This window comes from Varibaculum sp. C0165D1 (genome assembly GCF_056590355.1).
Map to the genome: position 1 here is coordinate 220,134 of NZ_JBWPVY010000003.1, position 21,652 is coordinate 241,785.

Below are 21,652 nucleotides of genomic sequence, written 5' to 3' on the forward strand. Positions count from 1 at the left end.
CCGCTAAAACGAGACTTTTTCTACCTGCTATACCCGAAAGCCAGCTGAGGCAGGCTTTCGGCCCCGGCCAGAATACTGGTCGGGTTAGTCCACCCGTTATTTTGGGGCCTCTACTGGAGTTTTAGGCTTTTAGCCCGGTACGCTCCATGCGGGCGCGGTGATGCTCCTTGATTTCCTCCGGGATATCCTCCCCGCCCTCAGTTGCTAGATCGGGATACCCCACAATGGCTTGGCGGAAAGTAGAACGTACATCCCCGAGTACCCGCCGTCCCCATAGAGACAGTCGAGCAGGTACCGTCGCTTGGGTCGCGCACGCCTGAGTAATTACCGGTACTGCCCATGCTTCATGCCCGCAATCCCAAGCAACCTCTAAGAGTTCCGATTGCACCTGCGGGGAAAGTCCCCCGGTCAAGCTGTGGTTAAAATCGGCCATCGCCCCAATAGTTACGTAACTTTTAACTAGGCGTTCATACCAGTCAGTAGGGCGCAGGCGCTCCTCTAGCTGGATGGTTAGCCCCAGATACTGCTTCATCTCTTCGGCTAGATCAACACCGATCTTTTTACTGGCCTGAGCAACCTGCTGATAGTTTTCCCATGCCTGCGCTGACATACGTCCTAAAGCGATTTCTTGTTCTACCGTGGGGCACAGCGAAGCGTCTTTTGCTAGCCGCTGCTGCATTGCCAAGGTGAAGTACCCGATAAGTCCTAGTCTTTGTGCATCACTCACCCTCTTAGATTAACGCGCTTGCGGGTTTGATTCTCGATTTTGGCGGCACTACGGGCCTGATGACTGTCAAAAAGCTGCTATCAAACTGTAAGTTGCGTTACCCATATTGTTTACCGTCCCGGACGGTAGGTTAGGATGGATGGGAAGAAGACGGGTTGACCGATCGTTTTTATAAACGAAGTATTTTTTATAGGGCACATGTGCCGGGCTCTGCTGCACAGAGCCAAGATTTTTCGCGATCGGCTACCTTAACAGTTCCAGGGGAAAACTCCCCGTGAAAGGTATTCGATTGACAACTGAAGAAAATAAACTAACGACCAGTGGAATCGCTGATACTTCCGCGGCGCACGAGCCGCAAATTCAGCAGGCGGAAGCCGACGTAGTGGGCGATTCCTCGATGGATCTTTCCGAAAAAACTTTCGCCGATTTCGGGGTCTCGGCTCCGCTTTGCCAGGCGCTTAAAGATGCCGGAATCGTCCACCCCTTCCCGATTCAAGCGCTAACTTTGCCGGTAGCGCTAGAGCGCCACGATATTATCGGCCAGGCTAAGACCGGCACCGGTAAAACTTTGGGGTTTGCGCTTCCTGCTCTTGAGGAAGTGGTAGGCCCGGGTGAGGACGGCTACGAAGACCTCTTAGATCCCGGCCATCCGCAGGCTCTGATTGTGTTGCCCACCCGCGAACTGGCCATCCAGGTGGCGCGGGAAACCGCGCAGGCGGCTTCCCATCGCAATGTACGTATCTGCGAAATCTATGGGGGGCGCGCTTTCGAACCCCAGATTGAGGCGCTAAAACGAGGTGTCGAGATCGTAGTGGGCACCCCCGGTCGCCTGATTGACTTGATGAAACAGGGACATCTGAGCCTGTCATCGGTACGCACTATGGTGTTGGATGAAGCCGACGAAATGTTAGACCTGGGGTTCTTGCCCGATGTAGAGGTACTACTGTCGCGCACCCCCGCAAATCGCCACACTATGCTGTTTTCAGCCACTATGCCCGGCGAGGTAGTGGCTTTAGCCAGGCGTTATATGGAGCATCCCACTCATATTCGCGCGCAAGATCCCGATGATCAAGGAGCGACGGTAAAAACCACTCGGCAAGTGATTTACCGCTGCCACGCCCTCAATAAAGTAGAGGTGCTGGCGCGGATTCTGCAGGCGCGCGGGCGCGGGCTGTCCATTATCTTTACGCGCACTAAACGCACCGCTGCCCGGGTGACAGACGACTTGGAGCAGCGCGGTTTCGCGACTGCTTCGCTCCACGGTGACCTGGGGCAAGGAGCCCGCGAACAGGCACTACGAGCTTTTAGGAACGGAAAAGTTGATGTGCTGGTAGCAACCGATGTGGCGGCTCGCGGCATCGATGTCGACGATGTTACCCACGTAATTAACTATCAGTGCCCCGAGGACGCCAAAACCTATATCCATCGCATTGGACGTACCGGTCGCGCCGGAAATTCTGGAACCGCGATTACCTTTGTGGACTGGGACGATGTGCCTCGCTGGAAACTGATCAATAAAGAGCTTTCCCTGGGCAAAGAAGAGCCAGTGGAAACCTACCACACCAGCGCTCACCTCTATACCGATTTAGATATTCCCGAGGAAGCGGGGGCACGCCTGCCGCGTTCTATGCGCAAACGTGCCGGTCTATCCGCGGAAAAACTAGAAGATCTGGGGGAAACCGGTTCTTCAAGGCGCGGACAGGGCCGGAATGGACGCGGGAGAAATTCTCGCGGCCGCTCGGGACGCGGAAAGGGTTCGCGAGGCGGACGTGATCGGCGCCGGGAACGCGATAGTCACCAAGGTGCCGGCACCCAGCGTCAGCCCCGTCCGCGTCGGGCACGTCGGCGCCGCCGCAAGGGTAGTGAAGACTAGCCCGGTGCTCGCCTACAAATAACTTTAGGCAAATCTGCATTAGCTGTTACTTGAGAGAAAATGCCAAAACACTTACACCGGTGAGAATAAGTCGATATCTCGGGGACAAGTTCATAGAATTTGAGGAACTAAACAGGAGCCGGGCCGCGACGGGAAATATCCCTGCCACCAGCTAAAACGAACTAACAGCACTAACTATCCAAAGAGGAGTAGTCTATGAGCCGCGTTGAACGATGTGACTGGGATCAGTGGTGGCGCAGCGCCGCTATCTATCAGGTTTATCCCCGTTCTTTTGCCGATGCCAACGGTGATGGGATTGGCGATCTGGCCGGGGTATTAGAAAAACTTGATTACCTGGAAAAACTAGGAATCGACGCAGTCTGGTTTTCTCCTTTCTATCCTTCCCCCCAACACGACACCGGTTATGACGTTGCCGATTACTTAGATATAAATCCCGAATATGGTGACCTGGAGACTTTCGATAAAGTACTCGGTGAGCTGCATGAGCGCGGAATGAAAGCCATCATTGACGTGGTTCCTAACCATTCTTCCTGGGATCATCCCCTGTTCCAGCAAGCGCTAGCCGCAGAGCCGGGAGATCCGGCGCGAGATATGTATATGTTCCGCAAATGCGCGGATACCACCCCCAACAACTGGGGTTCTATGTTCGGCGGATCCGCCTGGTCAAAAGTCGAACCCCTAACCGGTAAAGCCAGCGACCGGGACTGGTGGTATCTACATATTTTCGATGCCTCCCAACCTGACTTCAATTGGGAAAACCCCAAGGTTCACGAGTTCTTCCGCTCTTACCTGCGTTTTTGGTTGGATCGCGGGGTCGATGGTTTTCGAGTGGATGTGGCTCACGGCCTAGTTAAGGATCCCACGCTGCCCGATGACACCGTGGGTCCAGATCGCCTGAACTATTCCGGCCCGGACAGTGATAACGGCCGCGCCCCGGATGTGGGGCCGTTCTATAACCAGCCCGGAGTTCACGACATTTACCGCGAATGGCGCGCAGTACTGGACGAATATGGCCGCAACCGGATGTTAGTGGCTGAGGCCTGGGTGAATACTCCGGAACAAGAAGCTCTGTATGTGCGCGAAGATGAAATGTCGCAAGCCTTCAACTTCTCGGTAGTTAACTGCCCCTGGGAACCCGATGCTTTGCGGAAGGTAATCCGACGCACCCAAGAGGCATCCGCCTCGGTAGGAGCCCCCGCCACCTGGGTGCTTTCTAACCACGACAAAGTTCGTCATGCCACTCGTTTCGGCTACCCCAGCGGGGCGAATACTGAAAATGGCATCGGAATAACCGACCCGCAACCAGATCGGGAAACCGGTTTGAATCGCGCCCTGTCAGCAACTGCTTTCCTAGCGGGACTCCCCGGCTCTATCTACCTTTATAACGGGGAAGAACTGGGGCTGCCAGATGCCACCTTGCTGCCAGACGATGCTCGGCAAGATCCCACCTGGAAGCGTTCTGGCTTTAGGGTACGAGGACGCGATGGCTGCCGAGTACCGCTCCCCTGGAATGATGATCCCGGCTCTAACTTCGGATTTTCACCAGCGGGTGCGAAAGAGGCCTGGCTGCCGCAGCCGGATGAATGGGGCAAACTATCGGTCCAGGTACAGGAAGCTGACCCGGACTCCCCGTTACACTTTTATCGCAAAATGCTTGCTGTCCGGCGCGACCTCGGCCTAGGAATGGGGGAAGCTACCTGGTTAGAAAGCGATCCCGAGGTACTGGCTTTGCAGGTTAGCGGGGCGAGCGGCCGCCAAGTGGTGGTGGTAGCTAACCTGGGGGTGGGCTGGCGCCCGCTGCCAGAGGCAGCGCTGGGGAATTCGGCAAAAACCGTGCTGGCAACCCCGGGGATAGCTCCTGCCGCCACCTCGCACAATCGCGGTGAAAACCAAATTGCGCCGGGGCAAACTTTATGGATTGAAATCTAGGTCTTCTATGGCCTAAACCACTTCAAATAGCCCCTAAAAGAGCTGTTCAGGCGGATTATTACCCCCTATAAAACAGGTGTAACTAATGACACTACCAAAAACCTGGTTTTAGGTCGGTCATTTTATCTTTAACCGATAGCCTGGAATTGTAGTTTTGCAAGGAGATTGAATATGGCAGACAACCTTACCCATTCTTTAGGTTCATTTACCCGTTCTATTTCTGGACGTCGCGCCGAAGACTCTACTCCCATGGAGTTTTGGACGGGAATGTCGCAAGCGATCGTAGAGCGCATCGCTGACAACTGGGAAGAAACTACCGACAAGTATGCGGCGGGACGCCAAGAGCATTACTTCTCGGCAGAGTTCCTAATGGGCAGAGCCCTGCTCAACAACCTGGTTAATCTGGGACTTCTCGAAGAAGCTAAAAAGGCTACTAACGCCTTCGGGATGAACCTCACCGACGTGCTAGAGGCCGAACACGATGCCTCCCTCGGCAACGGAGGCCTGGGACGCCTAGCAGCCTGTTTCCTGGATTCTTGCGCCACTATGAACCTGCCGGTGCGCGGATATGGAATCTTGTACCGTTACGGCCTGTTTAAACAGTCTTTCGAAAACGGAAACCAGCGCGAACACCCGGATCCCTGGATGGAGGAAGGCTATCCCTTCGTTATTCGCCGGGAGGAACAACCGCGGTTTATTAGCTTTGCAGATATGCAGGTGCGGGCGATTCCTTACGATATGCCGATTACCGGTTACGGCACTGACAACGTAAATACTTTGCGCTTGTGGAAGTCAGAGCCGATGGAAGAGTTCGACTACGAGGCTTTCAACTCGCAGCGTTTCACCGATGCGATTATTGAACGGGAACGGGTTGCCGACCTGTGCCGGGTGCTCTACCCCAACGACACTACTTTTGAAGGTAAAGTACTGCGGGTACGCCAACAATACTTCTTTGTATCTGCGTCCCTGCAGGACATGGTAGAGAACTACGTGAAGCACCACGGCGATGACCTGCATGATTTCGCTAAGTACAATTGCATTCAGCTAAATGACACTCACCCGGTACTGGCAATTCCGGAACTGATGCGAATCTTGCTTGACGAACACGGGATGGATTGGGAAAGTGCCTGGCAGATAGTACAGAACACTTTCGCCTACACCAACCATACGGTGCTAGCTGAAGCTCTAGAAACCTGGGAATACGCCATTTTCCAGCGGCTATTCCCGCGAATTTTGGAGATCGTAGCCGAAATTGACCGCCGTTTCCGTATGGAGCTAGAAGCCCTCGGATTTGATGCTGCCCGCATCGACTACATGTCACCGATTCATGGCGGGCGGATCCACATGGCGTGGATTGCCTGCTATGCCGCATTTTCGATTAACGGGGTCGCCGCCCTGCACACCGAGATCATTAAGCGGCAAACTTTGAAAGAATGGTACGAGATTTGGCCGCAAAAATTTAACAACAAGACCAATGGGGTTACTCCGAGGCGCTGGCTTAAACAGTGCAATCCCCGCCTGGCCAGTCTGCTTACCGAAAAGCTGGGTTCTACCGATTGGGTGACCGATATGGATCAGCTCAAGAGCCTGCGTAACCTGGCAGATGACTCCGATGTGATGGCGCAGCTAATAGGGGTGAAAGCCGATAACAAACGGGATTTCGCCAAGTGGTTAGAGCAACGCTCCGGAGAAAAGATTGATCCGGCAGCGATTTTCGATGTCCAGATTAAGCGTTTGCACGAATATAAACGTCAGTTGTTAAACGCGCTTTATATTTTGGATTTGTATTTCCGAATCAAAGAAAATCCGCAGAAACCGTGGCCGCATCGGGTATTTATTTTCGGAGCAAAGGCTGCACCCGGATATGTACGCGCTAAAGCCATTATCAAGTTGATTAACACTATTGGGGAACTGATCGCCAGCGATCCTGAGGTTTCCGAAGTTATCCAAGTAGTATTTGTCGAAAATTACAATGTGTCGCCGGCGGAACATATTATTCCGGCAGCCGATATCCACGAACAGATTTCTACTGCCGGTAAAGAGGCGTCGGGTACCTCCAATATGAAATTCATGATGAACGGCGCGCTCTGCTTGGGCACTTTAGACGGCGCGAACGTCGAGATTGTGGATTCGGTCGGGGAAGAAAACGCCTACATTTTTGGGGCGAAAGAGGAAGAGCTACCAGAGCTGCGGCGCAGTTACGATCCTCGGCACCTGTATGAAACCGTTCCGGGACTCAAACGGACTTTGGACGCGTTTGTCGATGGCACCTTGGATGATGATGGTACCGGCCTATTCCATGATCTGCTAGGTTCGCTTCTGGATTCTAACGGATACGAACCTGCAGACGTGTACTATGTGCTGGGTGATTTTGCTGATTACCGCGAGGTGCGTGACCGGGCAGCTCTAGACTACGCTGACCAGATCGAATGGGCACGGAAATGCTGGATCAACATTTGTGAATCCGGGCGTTTCAGCGCTGACCGCACTATCGGTGACTATGCCAGTCAGGTGTGGAAGATTCATCCGGAAAAAATCTAGCTTTTCCGCAGCTGATACCGGAATTGGCTAAGCGGTATTACCTGGGATCCTCATAAGATATTGACGGATTTCCCGCTAGGAACTGCAACTATAAATCCGGCGGGTGGGGAAGATTTTTCTCCACCCGCCGGATTTATTTTTCTGGGAAACATATTGTAGCTAACGCGTGCCGTCACCGTTAGCCCCGCTAGACGTGAGAAAATAGCAATGATTTTCGCTAACCAATGACGGAAAAATCCTAGAAAAGGAGATCTTAGATGCGAATTGCGATTACCCCCACTCCGGAAGCTGGCTCCAAGCTGGCAGCAAAACTGATTATCCCCCAGGTTAAACCCGGTTTTCGGCTGGGGCTAGCCACTGGTTCTACCCCCGAGGGCCTCTACGCCGAGCTGCGGAAGGCGCATGCGGAAACAGATTTCACTTTAGAGCATTGCACCGGGTGGGCATTGGATGAGTACGTAGGAATTGCCCCTGACCACCCAGAACGCTATCGCAATGTACTGCGCCGCGAACTGGTAGGCGACGAAAAAACCGGGCTCAAGGACTCGAGTCTAAAGACCCCCGATGGGCTTTCCCCCGACCCGGAAGAGTCGGCGCGGCGCTACGAAGAAGCGATCACCTCCGGGGTAGACCTACAAATTCTAGGTATCGGCGCCGATGGCCATATCGGCTTCAATGAACCTTCTGGATGCCTGGTCAACCCCACAAATGTAGTTACCCTGGCTCCTCGCACTATCACCGATAATGCTCGTTTCTTTGATGGCGATGAAAACAAGGTTCCCCGCCGCGCCATTACCCAGGGTCTAGCAACGATTATGCGCTCGCGGCAAGCCATTATGCTGGCCTTCGGGGAGCAAAAAGCCGATGCGGTGGCCGGCACGGTAGAAGGCGCAGTCAGCGCGTTTTGCCCTGCCTCGATTCTGCAGTACCACCTGGACGTGGTGGTGATTGCCGATGATGCTGCCGCCAGCAAGCTGAAACTGGCCGACTACTATCGCGAGACCTGGCAGTCTAAATACCCAGATCTTCCGCTAGATGCCTAAAGCAAGTTCCCGTAGCTGCCCAAAACTTAGCTCCCTAACTGTCTAAGTTTTGGGCAGCTTTTACATGGAGCCAATCCCAGATTGTAATATCTGGCTATGACGATAAAAGTAGCAATAAATGGATATGGCAACCTGGGACAGGCAGTAGAACGAGCAGTCAATGCCGCCGGCGATATGGAAGCGGTGGCAGTCTTTACCCGCCGGGACCCGGAGAGCCTGAAAACTGCAGGTACTCCGGTTTATTCTCTGTCTCAAATGGCTGATTTTGCGGGGAAAGTAGATGTGTGTATTTGCTGCGGAGGCAGTGCCACCGATCTGCGTACCCAAGGACCAGCCGCCGTTGCCTACTTCAATACCGTAGATTCTTTTGACACCCATGCCGATATTCCCGCCTACTTTGCAGATATGGATGCCGCCGCCAAGAAAGCGGGACATTCTGCCCTGATTTCCACCGGGTGGGATCCGGGATTGTTCTCCATTGCCCGCACCCTCACCGGTGCGGTGCTCCCGGACGGATACACTCAGACTTTCTGGGGACGCGGGGTTTCCCAGGGCCATTCGGATGCTATTCGCCGCATCGAAGGGGTGGAGGGCGCTGTGCAGTACACTGTCCCCAACCAAGAGGCGATGCGCGCGGTTGAAAGCGGTGAGAATCCCCAGCTAACCACGGCAGATAAACATACTCGGCTCTGTTACGTAGTAGCGGCTCCCGGTGCTGATAAAGAAGCGATTGCCCGCGAGATCAAGCAGATGCCTAAATATTTTGCGGACTATGAAACCACCGTTAACTTTATTTCTGCTGAGGAACTGGCGCGGGATCATTCGGGTATGCCTCACGGCGGGGAAGTGATTCGGGTGGGACATACCCGCGAGGGAATCAAACACTTGGTCCGCTTCCAGCTGCAGCTAGATTCCAACCCCGATTTCACTGGCTCGATGGTGACTGCCAGCGCTCGTGCTCTGGTTCGTCTGCACGAACATGGCCACCGCGGGGCTGCCAGTGTCCTGGATCTGCCTCCCGCCTGGTATTCACCGTCCTCCCCCGAGCAGCTGCGCGCCCAGTTGCTGTAAACAATGCAATTCCCTGTAGATTTGGGGCCATCTACCGAGAGCAGCTTTAGTCCGGCTGCCCCTAAGCTACGTGTCAGCCGCGGGTAGGACCAATAGTTAAAGGGGCTGAGGAATAGTATTACTCCTCAGCCCCCTTTAATCTGCGATCCTTACTTATTAAGTAAGAACCCGGGTACTTAGTTACTTACTGTCCCAATTACCTAGGCAGTAGCAAAGGTAAGGCACTTTTCATCAGCGCCAACTTTAACGGAATCGGCTTGGCACAGCAGGTGTTTATTAAACTTGCAATCTGCAAGCTGGCAAGCACCAACCTGGGAATTAACTTTCCCGAGGCCGCCCTTTTCATCCAGAGAAATAAAGGTTACGCATCCACCTTTAGCAATGGTTACCGCATAAGCGTTGCAACCATTATCGTTGAAAGCGCAATCACTAGCTGAACAATTTACTCCCGGCATTGCCATTTGAGTTCCCCCTTTGAAGATTTCTTATTAAGACAATTTCAATCTACGCGAGGAATATACGAAAGAAAAGGAAATAAATTTAGAAATGTCCCACCCACAAATAAAAAGACATATTCCCTGGTAAAAAGCTTTTTTTATTCTAATATGCAAAATAGCGTCCCCTAAATTTAAATAGCAATAGCGCTATGACTTAAATTAGTATTGCGTACCTAAGTTGTTGCTTATTTATATTTTTGCAGGTTACGGCGGGTATTCTCCAGGTCCATTAATTCGGAAAAAATCTGTTGATACTGCTCATCTTGGGGGTCACAGCGTTGTAGTCGTGCCTTTGTCTCCGCAATTTGGCGGGATAGGTCGCCGCGAATCATTGCTCCCCACATTCCCCGCGCGTAATCGTTTAAACGCTCGGGATCGTCTTGCGGGAGCGGGGACACCACTAGCGCGGACAGTAGACTTTGTAACTGCTGCCCAACCTGTGTATTAAGCAGTTCAACCCAACGTTTAGTAGCTAGGATTACTGCGCGTTTCCCTGGCATCCCCAGTTCATCCTCGGCACCTCGCCATAGTTCCGCGTATTTTTCTAAGCCTCCCACACTGGAAATGGCGGCAAAAAGGGCGCTGAACATGGGTACTCTAAAGGCTGCGGGGGAAACCGTTTCTACTCCGATGCCGAAAAGGCTGGCCGGGAGCTGCAATAGGCACTCCAAAGCTTGCCGCTCCAAGTTGGCGACCGGATCAGAACTATCTGGCAAAGTAATTGCCGCCGGTGCGCCCGAGGTTCCCGGGTTCCCGCTTTGGCCGCCCCCAGTAGAAGCTGCGGACGCAAAGGGGCTACCTGCGGGAATATTACCTAATCCGGGAGCTGGTTTGGGTTGAGCGCGGGAAGCGTTTCGCACTATTTGGCGCACCTCGTCTTCAGGCATCCCCACCCAACCGGCCAGGCGCCGGGTATATTCCGAACGCAGCGCCAGATCCCGAATCCGTCCCACTATGGGGGCGGCGGCTCGTAAACCAGCCACCCGCCCTTCGGAAGTATCCAGGTTGTGAGCTTTTAGGATAGTGCGTAACACAAACTCAAATAGGGGACGGCGCGAATCCACCAGTGCTCGCACTGCACTAGCACCTTTGGCCTGCCAGAGGTCACAGGGATCCTTGCCCGACGGCTCGATAGCCACGAAGGTTTGGGAGGCAAAGGCCTGGTCTTCTGCGAAGGCGTGCAGGGCTGCCTTTTGTCCGGCCGCATCGCCATCGAAAGTAAAAATCACTTCCCCGCCCCGGGCTTTCCCGGACGAGAGCATCACTCCGGCGGCCGGATCGGCGCTATCACCCAACAGGCGGCGCACAATCCGTACGTGACCAGCGCTAAAGGCAGTGCCGCAGGTAGCGACCGCGCATTCCACCCCGGAAAGATGAGCGGCCATTACGTCGGTATAGCCTTCAACTACCACAATTCGGCGTTGCTTGCTGATGGCTTTCTTGGCCATCTCGATCCCGTAGAGCACTTCGGATTTCTTATAGACCGCAGTTTCGGGAGTATTTAAGTATTTTGGTCCTTTATCTTCGTCTGAAAGTCGGCGCGCCCCAAAGCCCACCACTTCTCCCGTCAGGTTTGCTATTGGCCAAATCACCCGCCCCCGAAAGCGGTCATAGGGCCCGCGTTGCCCTTTAGAAAACAGTCCCGACGCCGCCAGCTCCGGTTCGGTAAATCCGCGTTTGCGCAGATAAGAAAGAAGCGCGTCCCACGAGTTAGGCGCGTATCCCAGGGAAAACTTAGCAATAGCATCAGCGTCGAATCCGCGAGCGAGAAGAAAGTTGCGTGCCACCTCGCCTTCTTTGCTCCCCAATTGGGAGCGGAAGAATTGCGCGGCGTTGCGGTTAGCTTCGGTGATTCGCGAGCGGGAAACCCGGTTAGGATCTTTCCTATCTCCCCCTCCACCTTCTTCATAATGCAAGGTAACACCGGTTTTATCGGCCAGGTATTGCACCGCTTCCGTAAAAGAGAGGTGGTGAATGTTTTCAACAAACTTGATTACGTCCCCACCCTCTCCGCATCCAAAGCAGTGATAGTAGCCTTGAGCAGGACGCACATGAAACGAGGGGGTCCGTTCGTCATGGAAGGGACAAAGTCCTTTCAGGGAACCGACTCCGGCCGGGCGCAACGCCACCTGCTCGCCCACGATTTCATCGATCCGGGCACGCTCGCGCACCTGATCGATATCCTCACGTCGAATTAACCCCGCCATGTCTTAATCATAAGCGAGGGCGAGCTCCCCGGAGTACAGGTTCCGAATCTTACAGGGAACGGAACATACCGCAGATGCGCCCGTGCCACTGGTTAGCGCTAGTGTCGGTCAGCGAAGCAATTTGATCAACTAGGGCTCGCAATCTGCCTTCATCGTCACTGGCCTGACGCCAAGCGCTAAGATGGGGTTCTTCCAGCTCTTCCGGGCGCTCCCAGAGCGCATCGGCTAGTTCATAGATAGTGGTGCGCTGCGCTAAATAAATAGGCTCGGTTTCTCGCGGCGCCATCATATAGGCGGCAGCGATTCCCTTTAAAAGCTTGATTTCGGCGAGGGTGGTATCCGGAATAACCAGATCTGCATCGTAACGATGCAAGGGACCGGTTCCTGCCGCCTGCAAAGTCGCAGTAGAGACTGCCGAGCAAAAGCGTCCGATCAGTTGGGAAGTCATATTTTTCAGCCGCGCCATATCGCGATAGGAACCATCGAAACTAGCCAGCCACTCCGGCAGACCCCGAATCCGTTTCCAGGCATTTTCTAATTCATCGCCCTGCACGGCTCCGTACCATTCAGTCGCGGTCTTAAACACCAGTTCTAAAGATTTGCTCTCCCCCAAGGTAGCGGGATCTATCCCCCGGGTTTGGATGGCATCTTCGACATCGTGCACTGAATAGGCAATATCATCGGAAATATCCATGATTTGCGCTTCGAGGCAGCGCTGCCGGGGAGGGGAAAAGGTTCGCATCCAGTTAAAAACTTCGGCGTCTTCGCGGTAGCAATTGTATTTGCGGCGCGAATACTCGCTATTGGCGCCCTCCCCTTTGAGCCAAGGATATTTACAAACTGCGTCCAGGGTGGCGCGCGTCAGATTTAACCCCAAAGGACTTCCTTTTTCACTGAGAACTTTGGGTTCCAGGCGGGTAAGCAGGCGGAAAGTTTGCGCATTTCCCTCAAAACCACCAATATCCTTGGCAACTTCGTCGAGGGCCCGCTCCCCATTGTGTCCAAAAGGCGGATGTCCCAGGTCGTGGGCTTGGCAAGCGGCATCCACGATATCGGGGTCGCACCCCATCTCTTGCGCTATTGACCGGCCTACCTGGGAAACCTCTATGGAATGAGTAAGCCGGGTGCGGATAAAAGAATCGGTGGCCGGCCCCAGCACCTGAGTTTTTGCGCCCAGACGCCGCAGCGCTGAAGAATACATAATCCGGGCGCGGTCTCTAGCAAACTCGGTTCGATGCGAAGATTTCGTAGGCTCTGCTTTGAAGCGTTCGCGATCGCGAGGTGAATAGGGCGCACTTTCCATATATTCCACTCTAGCCTGCGCCTAGGGCTTTGCCCCTAATAGCCGCCCTCATCTAGGGAAGTATCCAGCTTTGCAGCCTCCAGAATCCGGGCAGCGGCCGCATCTACCTCTCTGGTTGCTAGCCATCCTTCTGGCAGGTGGGTTTTGCGGGGGTTACCCCGTCGGCCGCGTTTACCTTCCGCTGCTGGAGGGAAGGGCAAATCAGGATCTAGGGTAGAAAACAGTTGCTCTAACTCTTGCAAACTATTAGCACTGGTGAGGGCGCGGCGAAAGTCTCCCCCAACCGCAAATCCCCGAAAATACCACCCCAGGTGTTTGCGCATATCCCGCAGGGCGCGTTCCGGGTTTCCCATCCAGGAGCTCAGCATCTGGGCGTGCCGCAGCGCCATCCGGCATACCTGCCCCAAGTTGGGGCGGGCCCGGTTATCCGAGCCGTTAAGCGCGCTCGCCAAGTCATAGAACAGCCAGGGTCTTCCCTGGCAGCCGCGCCCGATTTCCACTCCCGCGCAACCGGTTTGCTCTAGCATTGCCAGGGCGTCCTCGGCAGAAAAAATATCGCCGTTCCCCCAGACCGGGATCTCTAAATCCTGTCTTAACTGGGCAATAGCCTCCCAGTTGGCGCTGCCGGAATAGTATTGATTGGCGCTGCGGCCGTGTAGCACCACCGCACTCGCCCCTACCTTTTGTGCCAGCAGGCCCGCATCCCGATAGGTTTCATGATCGGCATCGATACCGATACGAATCTTCGCGGTTACCGGCACTGACTTTTCGCGGGGAGAATCTTTCTCCCCTGCCGCAGCCCCGGCTACCACTGCCGCCACTATCTGCCCAAAGCGCTCTATTTTCCAAGGTAGAGCGGCCCCGGCGCCCTTGCGAGTCACTTTCGGAACCGGACAGCCAAAGTTAATATCCAGGTGATCAGCCAAACCCTGGCGCACCAACATCCGAGCACCTTGATACATAGTTTCCGGGTCTACCCCGTGCAGCTGCACGGAACGGAAAGTCTCCTCCGGGTCTGGTTTGATCAAATCCAGAGTATGGGAATTACCTTCCACCAGGGCGCGGGCAGTAATCATTTCACAAACATAAAGCCCGCTGGCCGGGCCATCAGTAGCGGTAATCCCTAGATCTTTTAACGCTTGCACCGCCTGTTCCCGGCAAATCCGGCGAAACGGTGCATTAGTGACTCCCGCCATCGGCGCCAAAGCGATAGGAGTAGCAACCATAATTTCCCCGAGCTTAGCGGGCATGCCGACCGCCTCCTTTACGCACTACCGTTTTTATGCCTTCACCTAACATTTCGGGCTCTACCTGCTCATTTACTCCTGAATCTTTCGCGGAAGACGAATGCACTCCCGAGACTGGCTCCGAGGAAGCCCGCACGAATTTCACTAAGAAAGTCCCCACCACGGTGGTCGCGGGAATCGCCAACACCAAGCCGATTGAGGCCACCAAGGTGCGCACGATTTCCTCGGCAATTTGGGAAACCGTAAGCAGTTCCAGGAAAGGACGCTTCGAGAGCATCGCCAAAATCAAAGTAGGCAGCGCAGTACCAACATAGGCGAAGGCCAACGTATAGACGGTAGAGGCAATATGATCACGTCCAATCCGCATTGCCCGGGAAAATAGTTTTCGCCGCGGCATTTGCGGGTTGGCCTCATCGAGTTCCCAAACCGCTGATGCCTGGGTAATGGTTACGTCATTTAAAGCGCCTAAGCCGGCCACTACGATTCCGCACATAAACAGGGAAGGCAGCGCCAGAGCCGGCAGCTGGCTACCTAAGATCAGCGCGTCCTCACCGCTAGCTCCGGTAAGTCCCGCCGCCCGGGTACCTACATATGCCAGTAAAACTGTCACTACCAGCCCTAAAAGGGTCCCCAGCAAAGCGGTAGTGGTGCGGATAGTAATCCCGTGCGCCAGATACACCGAGAGGAACATAATCGCCCCTACCCCCGCCAAGGTCACCAGCATGGGAGGTTGCCCAGCCATAAGCGCCGGTAGAATAAAGAATACAATCACCAGGGTGGAGGCCAGTAGCCCCAGCAGCGCCAAGAAGCCGCGCCTGCCGGCTACCGCCACCACAACTATCACATACAAAACCGCCATAATGGCCAGGGCGTTGCCTCTTTTAATATCGGTAAAGAGGAAGGGCGTACCGGTGGCCATAGCTTCAGGGTCATAAAGCATCCACACCGCAGTCCCCACTCGAATCGCCGACTTGGATTCTTCGGGGACCCTAACCGGTACGATCTGGTCTTTCCACTGCCCTTCCAGGACTTTCACGCATACCAGTGGCTGCGTTTCCGGCATGCCATTAGTGGAGTCAGCTGCTCCCTTGGGCATTTTCAGTCCCGGAATCAGACATTTTTTCCCGTCTAACCCGCTCACCTGGCCGCTCAAACGGTTAGTTCCCTGCTGCGCCCACTCCTGCTGAGAATCCCCCAAGGGTTTCGGACTGTATAGGGTAACGATACCGACAATAATCGCCAGTAAAACTGGTACTATCAGCGCAGTTAGGATGCGGCGCGCACGGCGCAGAGCCTGTGGATCCGGGCGAGAATTACTGGAGCGACGGAGGTGCTGATGCAAACGCGTCCTGCCTTTAGCAGCCCACCAGCCGCGTTGCTAAATAGTTAGTTAGCTCCGCAATTTTGACCCGTTCTTGCTCCATGGAGTCGCGGTCACGTACGGTCACGCACTGGTCGTCCCCGGACTGGAAGTCGTAGGTAACGCAGAAGGGGGTGCCGATTTCGTCTTGGCGGCGGTATCTCCTGCCTACTTGACCGGCCTGGTCATACTCGATATTCCAGTTGGCTCGCAGCTCTTGGGCAATCTCTTGGGCCGGTCCGGTTAGTTCATCCTTACGGGAAAGGGGCAAAACTGCTACTTTCACCGGAGCCAGACGCGGATCTAGACGCAGCACCGTACGCTTATCCACTCCCCCCTTGGCATTGGGGGCTTCGTCCTCACAATAGGCCTCCACCATGAAGGCCATTAGCGAACGAGTAAGTCCCGCTGAGGGCTCTACCACGTAGGGTATCCAGCGCTCCCCCTTTGTCTGGTCGAAGTAGTCCAGGTTCTTACCGGAAGCCTCCTGGTGAACACCCAGGTCGTAGTCAGTACGGTTGGCGATCCCCTCTAGCTCGCCCCACTTCGATCCCTGGAATCCGAAGGCATATTCGATATCGACGGTGCGCTTGGAGTAGTGAGACAGTTTTTCTTGCGGATGCTCATATAAGCGCAGATTGTCTTTAGCGATCCCCAAGTCTTGGTACCAATCGAGACGTTCATCGATCCAGTACTGATGCCACTCTTCATCAGTACCCGGTTCTACGAAGAACTCTAGTTCCATCTGCTCGAACTCGCGGGTACGGAAAATGAAGTTCCCAGGAGTGATTTCGTTGCGGAAGGATTTGCCAATCTGCCCGATCCCAAAAGGTGGTTTCATCCGGGCAGAGGACATTACGTTCGCGAAGTTAATGAAAATACCTTGCGCGGTTTCCGGGCGCAGGAAGTGCAGACCTTTTTCGTCGTCGACCGGTCCCAGGAAAGTTTTGAGCAATCCCGAGAAGGCGCGCGGCTCGGTCCACTGTCCCCGTTTCCCACAAGCCGGGCACGGTACGTCCTCCATGGATACCTCATCGGCGGAGGGTAGCTGGTGCTTTTCCGCATAGGCTTCCTGCAGGTCATCCTGGCGGTGGCGAGTATGGCAGGCGGTGCATTCAATCAACGGATCAGTGAAAGCTTTGAGGTGACCGGAGGCTTCCCAAACTTTGGTTGGCAAAATAACCGAGGAATCCAGTCCCACCACATCGGCGCGCGAACGCACTATCCGGTTCCACCACTGCCGTTTAATATTTTCTTTTAACTCTACCCCTAAAGGACCGTAGTCCCAGGCAGAGCGGGTTCCACCATAGATTTCACCGCAGGGGTACACAAAGCCGCGTCGCTTTGCCAGATTGATGACACTTTCCAAATTCGAGGGCGTTTCAGCCACTGTATTTCTCCTTAAGCTCAACTTGCTGCGCGAAGGCGCTACCACCCCAGATTCTACCGGGTTGTCTGTACTTTCCCAGAACCGGAAGGCCGGAGCGTGACTTACAACTCTAAAAAAGAGGCAGGGGCCTAGGAAAAACCAGTTTTTCCGGGTTCACCTGGAGTTTTTCTCGTTACTTATTGTACGCCCATCGCTTTGCTTTTGAGAACGGTTATCGTTTATATTTTTTGCTATGCAAACAGGAATACGAAAAATAATCTGCGCCGCTGCAATCGGCGCTTTAGCACTAACGGGTTGTTCTACCGGCGCCAAGGGTGAACAGAGCGGAAAAGTAGATGCCGTTGCCTCCTTCTATCCCCTGGCGTACGTAACTAGCCAAGTGGGCGGGGACCTAGTGCAGGTAACTAACCTGACTCCTTCGGGAGAAGCTCACGAGGTGGAGCTGTCCGCAAAAGACCTCACCACTATGTCGCGCGCCGACGCCCTGATCTATCTCTCCGGATTTCAAGCCGCCGTCGATGACGCGGTGAAAGAAGCCGCCCCTAAGAACACTTTGGATGTAGCCAAGGCCGCCCAGCTCAAGAAGCTTACTGCCGAGGAGGCCGCCGAGCACGAAGAAGAGCATGAGGGCAAGCACGAGGGCGAAGCCGGGCACGAACATCATCACGGCGCTTTTGACCCTCACTTTTGGTTAGATCCCCAGCGCCTCTCCCAAGTGGTACCGCAGGTAGTGGCCACCCTCAGCAAGGCCGACCCGAAACACGCTGATACTTTTAAGAAAAATGGGAAAGTGCTGCAAGACAAGCTGGCTACCTTGGATAAGGAATACCGCGCTGGCCTGAGTAAATGCGCCACACCCACCGCGGTCACTGCCCACGAAGCCTACGGATATCTGGCAGATCGCTACGGATTCGAGCAGGTGGGAGTAAAGGGAGTTGACCCAGAAGCGGAGACCTCGCTGACCCGGCTACAGGAAGTCGCCAATATTGCGAAGGCTAGACAAGTCAACGTATTGTTTTCAGAGAGCGCCCTCGGCGATAAAGACACCAAAACTTTAGCCGAGCAGCTAGGAATCAAATCCCAGGTACTTGACCCCTTGGAAATTCAAGTAGATAAGAACCGGGATTACCTGCAAGTAATGCAGGACAATCTGGGAAAACTTAGTAAAGCGATGAAATGTCAGTAACCGAGACTAAAGGATCTCTACCTTTTAGGGCGGCGGATTTATCCGTCGCCCTACAGGGCAATTTGATCCTCAAAAATATTAACTTGCAGATTGCCCCGGGCACCACGGTGGCACTGTGCGGGGAAAACGGCTCCGGAAAATCCACTTTGGTGCGGGCCGCAGTGGGGCTAAACCCAGTCAGCTCCGGCAGCTTAGAGATTTTTGGTGCCCGATCGGGTGAGAAACATTATCCGCAAGCCCTGGCAAGAGTAGGATACGTTCCCCAACGAAAAAGTGCGCTCGGTACCGTTCCCGCTACTGCTCTAGAGGTGGTGCGCTCGGGGCTACTGCGCCGCGGACGCCTGGGAGCGAAACGATCGGACCGGGAACGCGCCCTAAAATCCCTGGAAAAAGTGGGCTTAGCCGGAGCCGAGCATAAAAAGTTTCAGTTCCTGTCTGGCGGCCAGCAGCAGCGGGTTTTGATTGCTCGCGCCCTGGTGCGCGAGCCAGAGTTCTTAATTATGGATGAACCGTTGGCCGGGATTGACCGCCAAAGCGCGCAAAGTCTGGCCGATACGATTGCCCAAGCAAAAACCGCCGGCAAAACTATGTTGATTGTGTTGCATGAGCATGGATTCTTAGCTCCGCTGATCGACCGGACTATTACCTTGGTGTCCGGGCAGATAGCTAGCGACAACCTACATGCAAACAGGCTCTCACTTCCCGAGAAGGAGGCGGCCGCAAAATGATGATCTCCGCGAGCAGTAGCTTTTATGGTGCCGCCGCAGCCAGCGGACATTTTAATGGCGCCCGCTTCCCCGCTACCGGCGCCCCCTGGCCCAGTTTCGAAGCCGACTGGGGCAGCTTATTGGCCTCTCCTTTCTTCTTGCGTTCCCTAATCGTAGCGGTCCTAGTGGGGCTGAGTGCACCAATTATCGGCACCTACCTGGTGCAACGCCGTCTGTCTTTGTTGGGAGACGGGATCGGGCATGTGGCCTTGACTGGAGTGGCACTCGGCTGGGTAGTCGGTAATCTAACGGAAGTAGCCGGAGGGGATGCTTTTGCGATCCCCGGGGCAGTGATCGCCTCAATCGTAGGGGCGGTCATTATTGAATTGGTGCGTGCCAAAGGCGGGGCCAGTGGAGACGTGGCGATGGCCTTGCTGTTTTATGGAGGGATCGCTTCCGGGGTACTGGTGATTTCCCTGGCAGGCGGCACTACCAACCAGTTAAACTCCTACCTCTTTGGTTCAATCGCTGCCGTTTCCTGGTCGGATGTGTATTTGACGATCGCGCTTTCAGCGCTAATCCTAGTGTTCGGCCTGGGGCTGCGCCGAGAACTCTTTTCTATCTGCAATGACGAGGAATTCGCGTTAGCTTCCGGGATTCCGGTGCGGCTATTGACGATTTGTTTAGCGGTAGTTAGCGCCTTGACAGTATCCACCGCGATGCGAGTAGTGGGGGTGCTCTTAGTGTCGGCGCTGATGATCGTGCCGGTAGCCATCACCCAGATTTATGCCCGCTCCTTTGGTGCCACTATGGGATGGGCGATGCTGCTGGGAGTAATCATGTGTATCGCCGGTTTGGTGTTTTCCTATTTCACGGCCGCCGCCTCCGGCTCCGCGATCGTGATGGGACTAATTATCCTATACGCGCTGGCAGCAGCGCTGCGTCCGCTGGTGTACCGCCGCCACCTGCGCAGCCCCCAAGAGCCTAGCAATTGTGGGCATCACTAAAGCTGCCGGCTAAGCCCCAACCAGGCTAGTTATTTTCCGCAATCGGCACCGGAGTTACCTCCAGGAGGTCGGCGGCGGCCTCCAAATTTTTCAGGGCATTAATGCCGGTTTGTAGTTCCCCTAAGGCCGGGGCAAGACCGGGAGTGGTCGGATCTACCGCTACCAGTAGCCGATCTGGACCTGCCACTTGAGGAATAATTTCCCACTCCGCTGTGGTAAGCGTCTTAGTGATTAGCCGGGAAATCGCCCCTAACAACTCTGGATTATCCCAGCTGGGAACCCAGGTATCGGCGCAGGCCAAGGCATTAAGCAGCGGGCGAGGCAAAAGATAGGTGCCGTCTAGCAGCATCCTGCCGGGAGCATCTAGAGCCGCAATCGCGAGGGCGCGGGCGCTAACTGGTAGCGGACGCGGTACCTGGTCCCCGCTACCCGCGGGTGAAAGCGCGGTGGCCAAACCCGCTTTTACGGCCCCATTTAGGGCCGCCAAAGAAGAAAAAACCGGGACTGCCCGCGCGTGGGTTACGCCTTTCAGGGTAATTTGGGGAAGCTGCCCGCTAGGGCAAGCCCCTTCAGGGGAGACTTCATGGGGCAGCACCGGTAAGAGGACGCGCCCTTTTCGCAAAGCTCCCGCGATTGCCAGCAGGCGATCTCGCAGGTCCCGGTGCTCAAAAGCCGTCGCCATTTCTGGCTCTAAATCGCCGCGATCAGCGGGATTAACGTTACGTCCCAGGGCGCGTAAAATCGCGTTTTCTTGGTGGGAGGACAAGGATTTCGCGCCCGGAAGCTCCGCGCTTTCGCGCCCCGATAATGCCAAACTAGGCTCTCTCACTCGCGACTGCTAGCGCCTGCTCGATAGTGAACTGCCCGGAGTAAAGCGCTTCTCCTACTATTGCGCCTTCAACCCCGATATTGGTGAGCTCCCGCAGGGTGCGCAAATCTTCCAGGGTACTCACTCCCCCACTGGCCACTACCTTAGCTGAGGTGGCTGCACATACTTCCTTAAGTAGCTGGGTATTCGGGCCGGTCAAAGTCCCATCGCGCATCACATCGGTAACTACGTAGCGCGCGCAGCCGGCTTCATCTAGGCGGGCAATCATTTCAAAAAGATCACCGGCATCCTTAGTCCAACCGTGAGTGGACAGGGTATGTCCGCGCACGTCCAGACCCACCGCGATCTGATCACCATATTTGGAGATCACCTGGCAGGTCCACTCCGGTTTTTCAATCGCCGCAGTTCCCAGGTTTACCCGGCGCGCTCCCGCCGAAAGTACCCGCTCCAAAGATTCGTCGTCGCGGATCCCGCCCGATACTTCTACCTGCAAACCGACCTGTTCGACGATTTCCTGCACTACCTGGGTGTTGTTTCCCCGTCCAAAAGCAGCATCTAAATCCACCAGGTGTAGCCAGCGAGCTCCGGCAGCCTCGAAAGTACGCGCCGCCTGAAGGGGAACTCCGTAAACTTTTTCACTGCCCGCTTGGCCCTGATGCAGGCGTACCGCTTGGCCAGCGACAACATCTACAGCCGGTAAAAGTTCTAACATTT

The 21,652-nt window shown here is 54.9% G+C and carries 17 protein-coding genes; 8 read left to right on the top strand and 9 right to left on the bottom strand.

Features of this window, described 5'->3' with window-relative positions; genetic code table 11:
* Window positions 1–121: 121 nt before the first annotated feature.
* Entirely contained in the window at window positions 122–727 is a 606-nt protein-coding gene (locus AC1EKS_RS05805; protein ID WP_481009381.1) for a ferritin-like fold-containing protein, read from the bottom strand.
* 358 nt (window positions 728–1,085) lie between these two features.
* Between AC1EKS_RS05805 and AC1EKS_RS05810 the strand changes: the two genes are divergently transcribed.
* The 5 genes from AC1EKS_RS05810 (at window position 1,086) to AC1EKS_RS05830 (ending at window position 9,205) form a co-directional block, all read left to right on the top strand.
* Window positions 1,086–2,600, top strand: a complete 1,515-nt coding sequence (locus tag AC1EKS_RS05810; protein ID WP_481009407.1) for a DEAD/DEAH box helicase — start codon at window positions 1,086–1,088, stop codon at window positions 2,598–2,600.
* Window positions 2,601–2,816: 216 nt separating this feature from the next.
* Complete coding sequence (locus tag AC1EKS_RS05815; RefSeq protein WP_481009382.1) at window positions 2,817–4,550, top strand: glycoside hydrolase family 13 protein; 1,734 nt, start codon at window positions 2,817–2,819, stop codon at window positions 4,548–4,550.
* A 171-nt stretch (window positions 4,551–4,721) separates the two neighbouring features.
* On the top strand, window positions 4,722–7,091 hold the full coding sequence (locus AC1EKS_RS05820; RefSeq protein ID WP_481009383.1) for a glycogen/starch/alpha-glucan phosphorylase: 2,370 nt from the start codon (window positions 4,722–4,724) through the stop codon (window positions 7,089–7,091).
* A 257-nt stretch (window positions 7,092–7,348) separates the two neighbouring features.
* Window positions 7,349–8,134 (top strand): glucosamine-6-phosphate deaminase, encoded by a 786-nt coding sequence (locus AC1EKS_RS05825; RefSeq protein WP_481009384.1) that lies wholly within the window; start codon window positions 7,349–7,351, stop codon window positions 8,132–8,134.
* Window positions 8,135–8,230: 96 nt separating this feature from the next.
* A complete protein-coding gene (locus AC1EKS_RS05830) occupies window positions 8,231–9,205 on the top strand; it encodes a diaminopimelate dehydrogenase (protein ID WP_481009385.1) in 975 nt (324 codons plus the stop codon).
* Between the two features lie 200 nt (window positions 9,206–9,405).
* Here the strand turns inward: AC1EKS_RS05830 and AC1EKS_RS05835 are convergent, their stop codons facing one another.
* From AC1EKS_RS05835 to AC1EKS_RS05860, 6 genes are all read right to left on the bottom strand, one after another.
* Window positions 9,406–9,666, bottom strand: coding sequence for a DUF1540 domain-containing protein (locus tag AC1EKS_RS05835; RefSeq protein ID WP_481009386.1), 261 nt, complete (start codon window positions 9,664–9,666; stop codon window positions 9,406–9,408).
* 221 nt (window positions 9,667–9,887) lie between these two features.
* On the bottom strand, window positions 9,888–11,909 hold the full coding sequence (dnaG, locus tag AC1EKS_RS05840) for a DNA primase (RefSeq protein ID WP_481009387.1): 2,022 nt from the start codon (window positions 11,907–11,909) through the stop codon (window positions 9,888–9,890).
* A gap of 49 nt (window positions 11,910–11,958) precedes the next feature.
* Window positions 11,959–13,212: a deoxyguanosinetriphosphate triphosphohydrolase gene (locus AC1EKS_RS05845; protein ID WP_481009388.1), complete on the bottom strand. Its 1,254-nt coding sequence runs from the start codon at window positions 13,210–13,212 to the stop codon at window positions 11,959–11,961.
* Window positions 13,213–13,247: 35 nt separating this feature from the next.
* Window positions 13,248–14,462 (bottom strand): tRNA dihydrouridine synthase DusB, encoded by a 1,215-nt coding sequence (gene dusB / locus AC1EKS_RS05850; RefSeq protein ID WP_481009389.1) that lies wholly within the window; start codon window positions 14,460–14,462, stop codon window positions 13,248–13,250.
* A complete protein-coding gene (locus tag AC1EKS_RS05855; RefSeq protein WP_481009390.1) occupies window positions 14,452–15,801 on the bottom strand; it encodes a YibE/F family protein in 1,350 nt (449 codons plus the stop codon). Before AC1EKS_RS05855 ends, dusB begins: the two co-directional genes overlap by 11 nt.
* Window positions 15,802–15,814: 13 nt before the next feature.
* Window positions 15,815–17,209 carry a glycine--tRNA ligase gene (locus tag AC1EKS_RS05860; protein ID WP_481009391.1) on the bottom strand — a complete coding sequence of 465 codons (1,395 nt, stop codon included), beginning with the start codon at window positions 17,207–17,209 and terminating at the stop codon, window positions 15,815–15,817.
* 232 nt (window positions 17,210–17,441) lie between these two features.
* Between AC1EKS_RS05860 and AC1EKS_RS05865 the strand changes: the two genes are divergently transcribed.
* The 3 genes from AC1EKS_RS05865 to AC1EKS_RS05875 are packed head-to-tail and all read left to right on the top strand — an operon-like array spanning window position 17,442 to window position 20,109.
* Entirely contained in the window at window positions 17,442–18,395 is a 954-nt protein-coding gene (locus AC1EKS_RS05865) for a metal ABC transporter substrate-binding protein (RefSeq protein WP_481009392.1), read from the top strand.
* The gene (locus AC1EKS_RS05870) at window positions 18,386–19,123 is read left to right on the top strand and encodes a metal ABC transporter ATP-binding protein (protein WP_481009393.1); all 738 of its coding nucleotides are present in this window, start codon (window positions 18,386–18,388) and stop codon (window positions 19,121–19,123) included. The genes AC1EKS_RS05865 and AC1EKS_RS05870 overlap by 10 nt, the downstream gene beginning before the upstream one ends.
* Complete coding sequence (locus AC1EKS_RS05875) at window positions 19,120–20,109, top strand: metal ABC transporter permease (protein ID WP_481009394.1); 990 nt, start codon at window positions 19,120–19,122, stop codon at window positions 20,107–20,109. The genes AC1EKS_RS05870 and AC1EKS_RS05875 overlap by 4 nt, the downstream gene beginning before the upstream one ends.
* Window positions 20,110–20,134: 25 nt before the next feature.
* On the opposite strand, the gene AC1EKS_RS05880 is transcribed toward AC1EKS_RS05875, so the two are convergent.
* The gene (locus AC1EKS_RS05880; RefSeq protein WP_481009395.1) at window positions 20,135–20,938 is read right to left on the bottom strand and encodes an SseB family protein; all 804 of its coding nucleotides are present in this window, start codon (window positions 20,936–20,938) and stop codon (window positions 20,135–20,137) included.
* Window positions 20,925–21,650: a bifunctional 1-(5-phosphoribosyl)-5-((5-phosphoribosylamino)methylideneamino)imidazole-4-carboxamide isomerase/phosphoribosylanthranilate isomerase PriA gene (priA, locus tag AC1EKS_RS05885; RefSeq protein WP_481009396.1), complete on the bottom strand. Its 726-nt coding sequence runs from the start codon at window positions 21,648–21,650 to the stop codon at window positions 20,925–20,927. Before priA ends, AC1EKS_RS05880 begins: the two co-directional genes overlap by 14 nt.
* Between the last annotated feature and the right edge of the window lie 2 nt (window positions 21,651–21,652).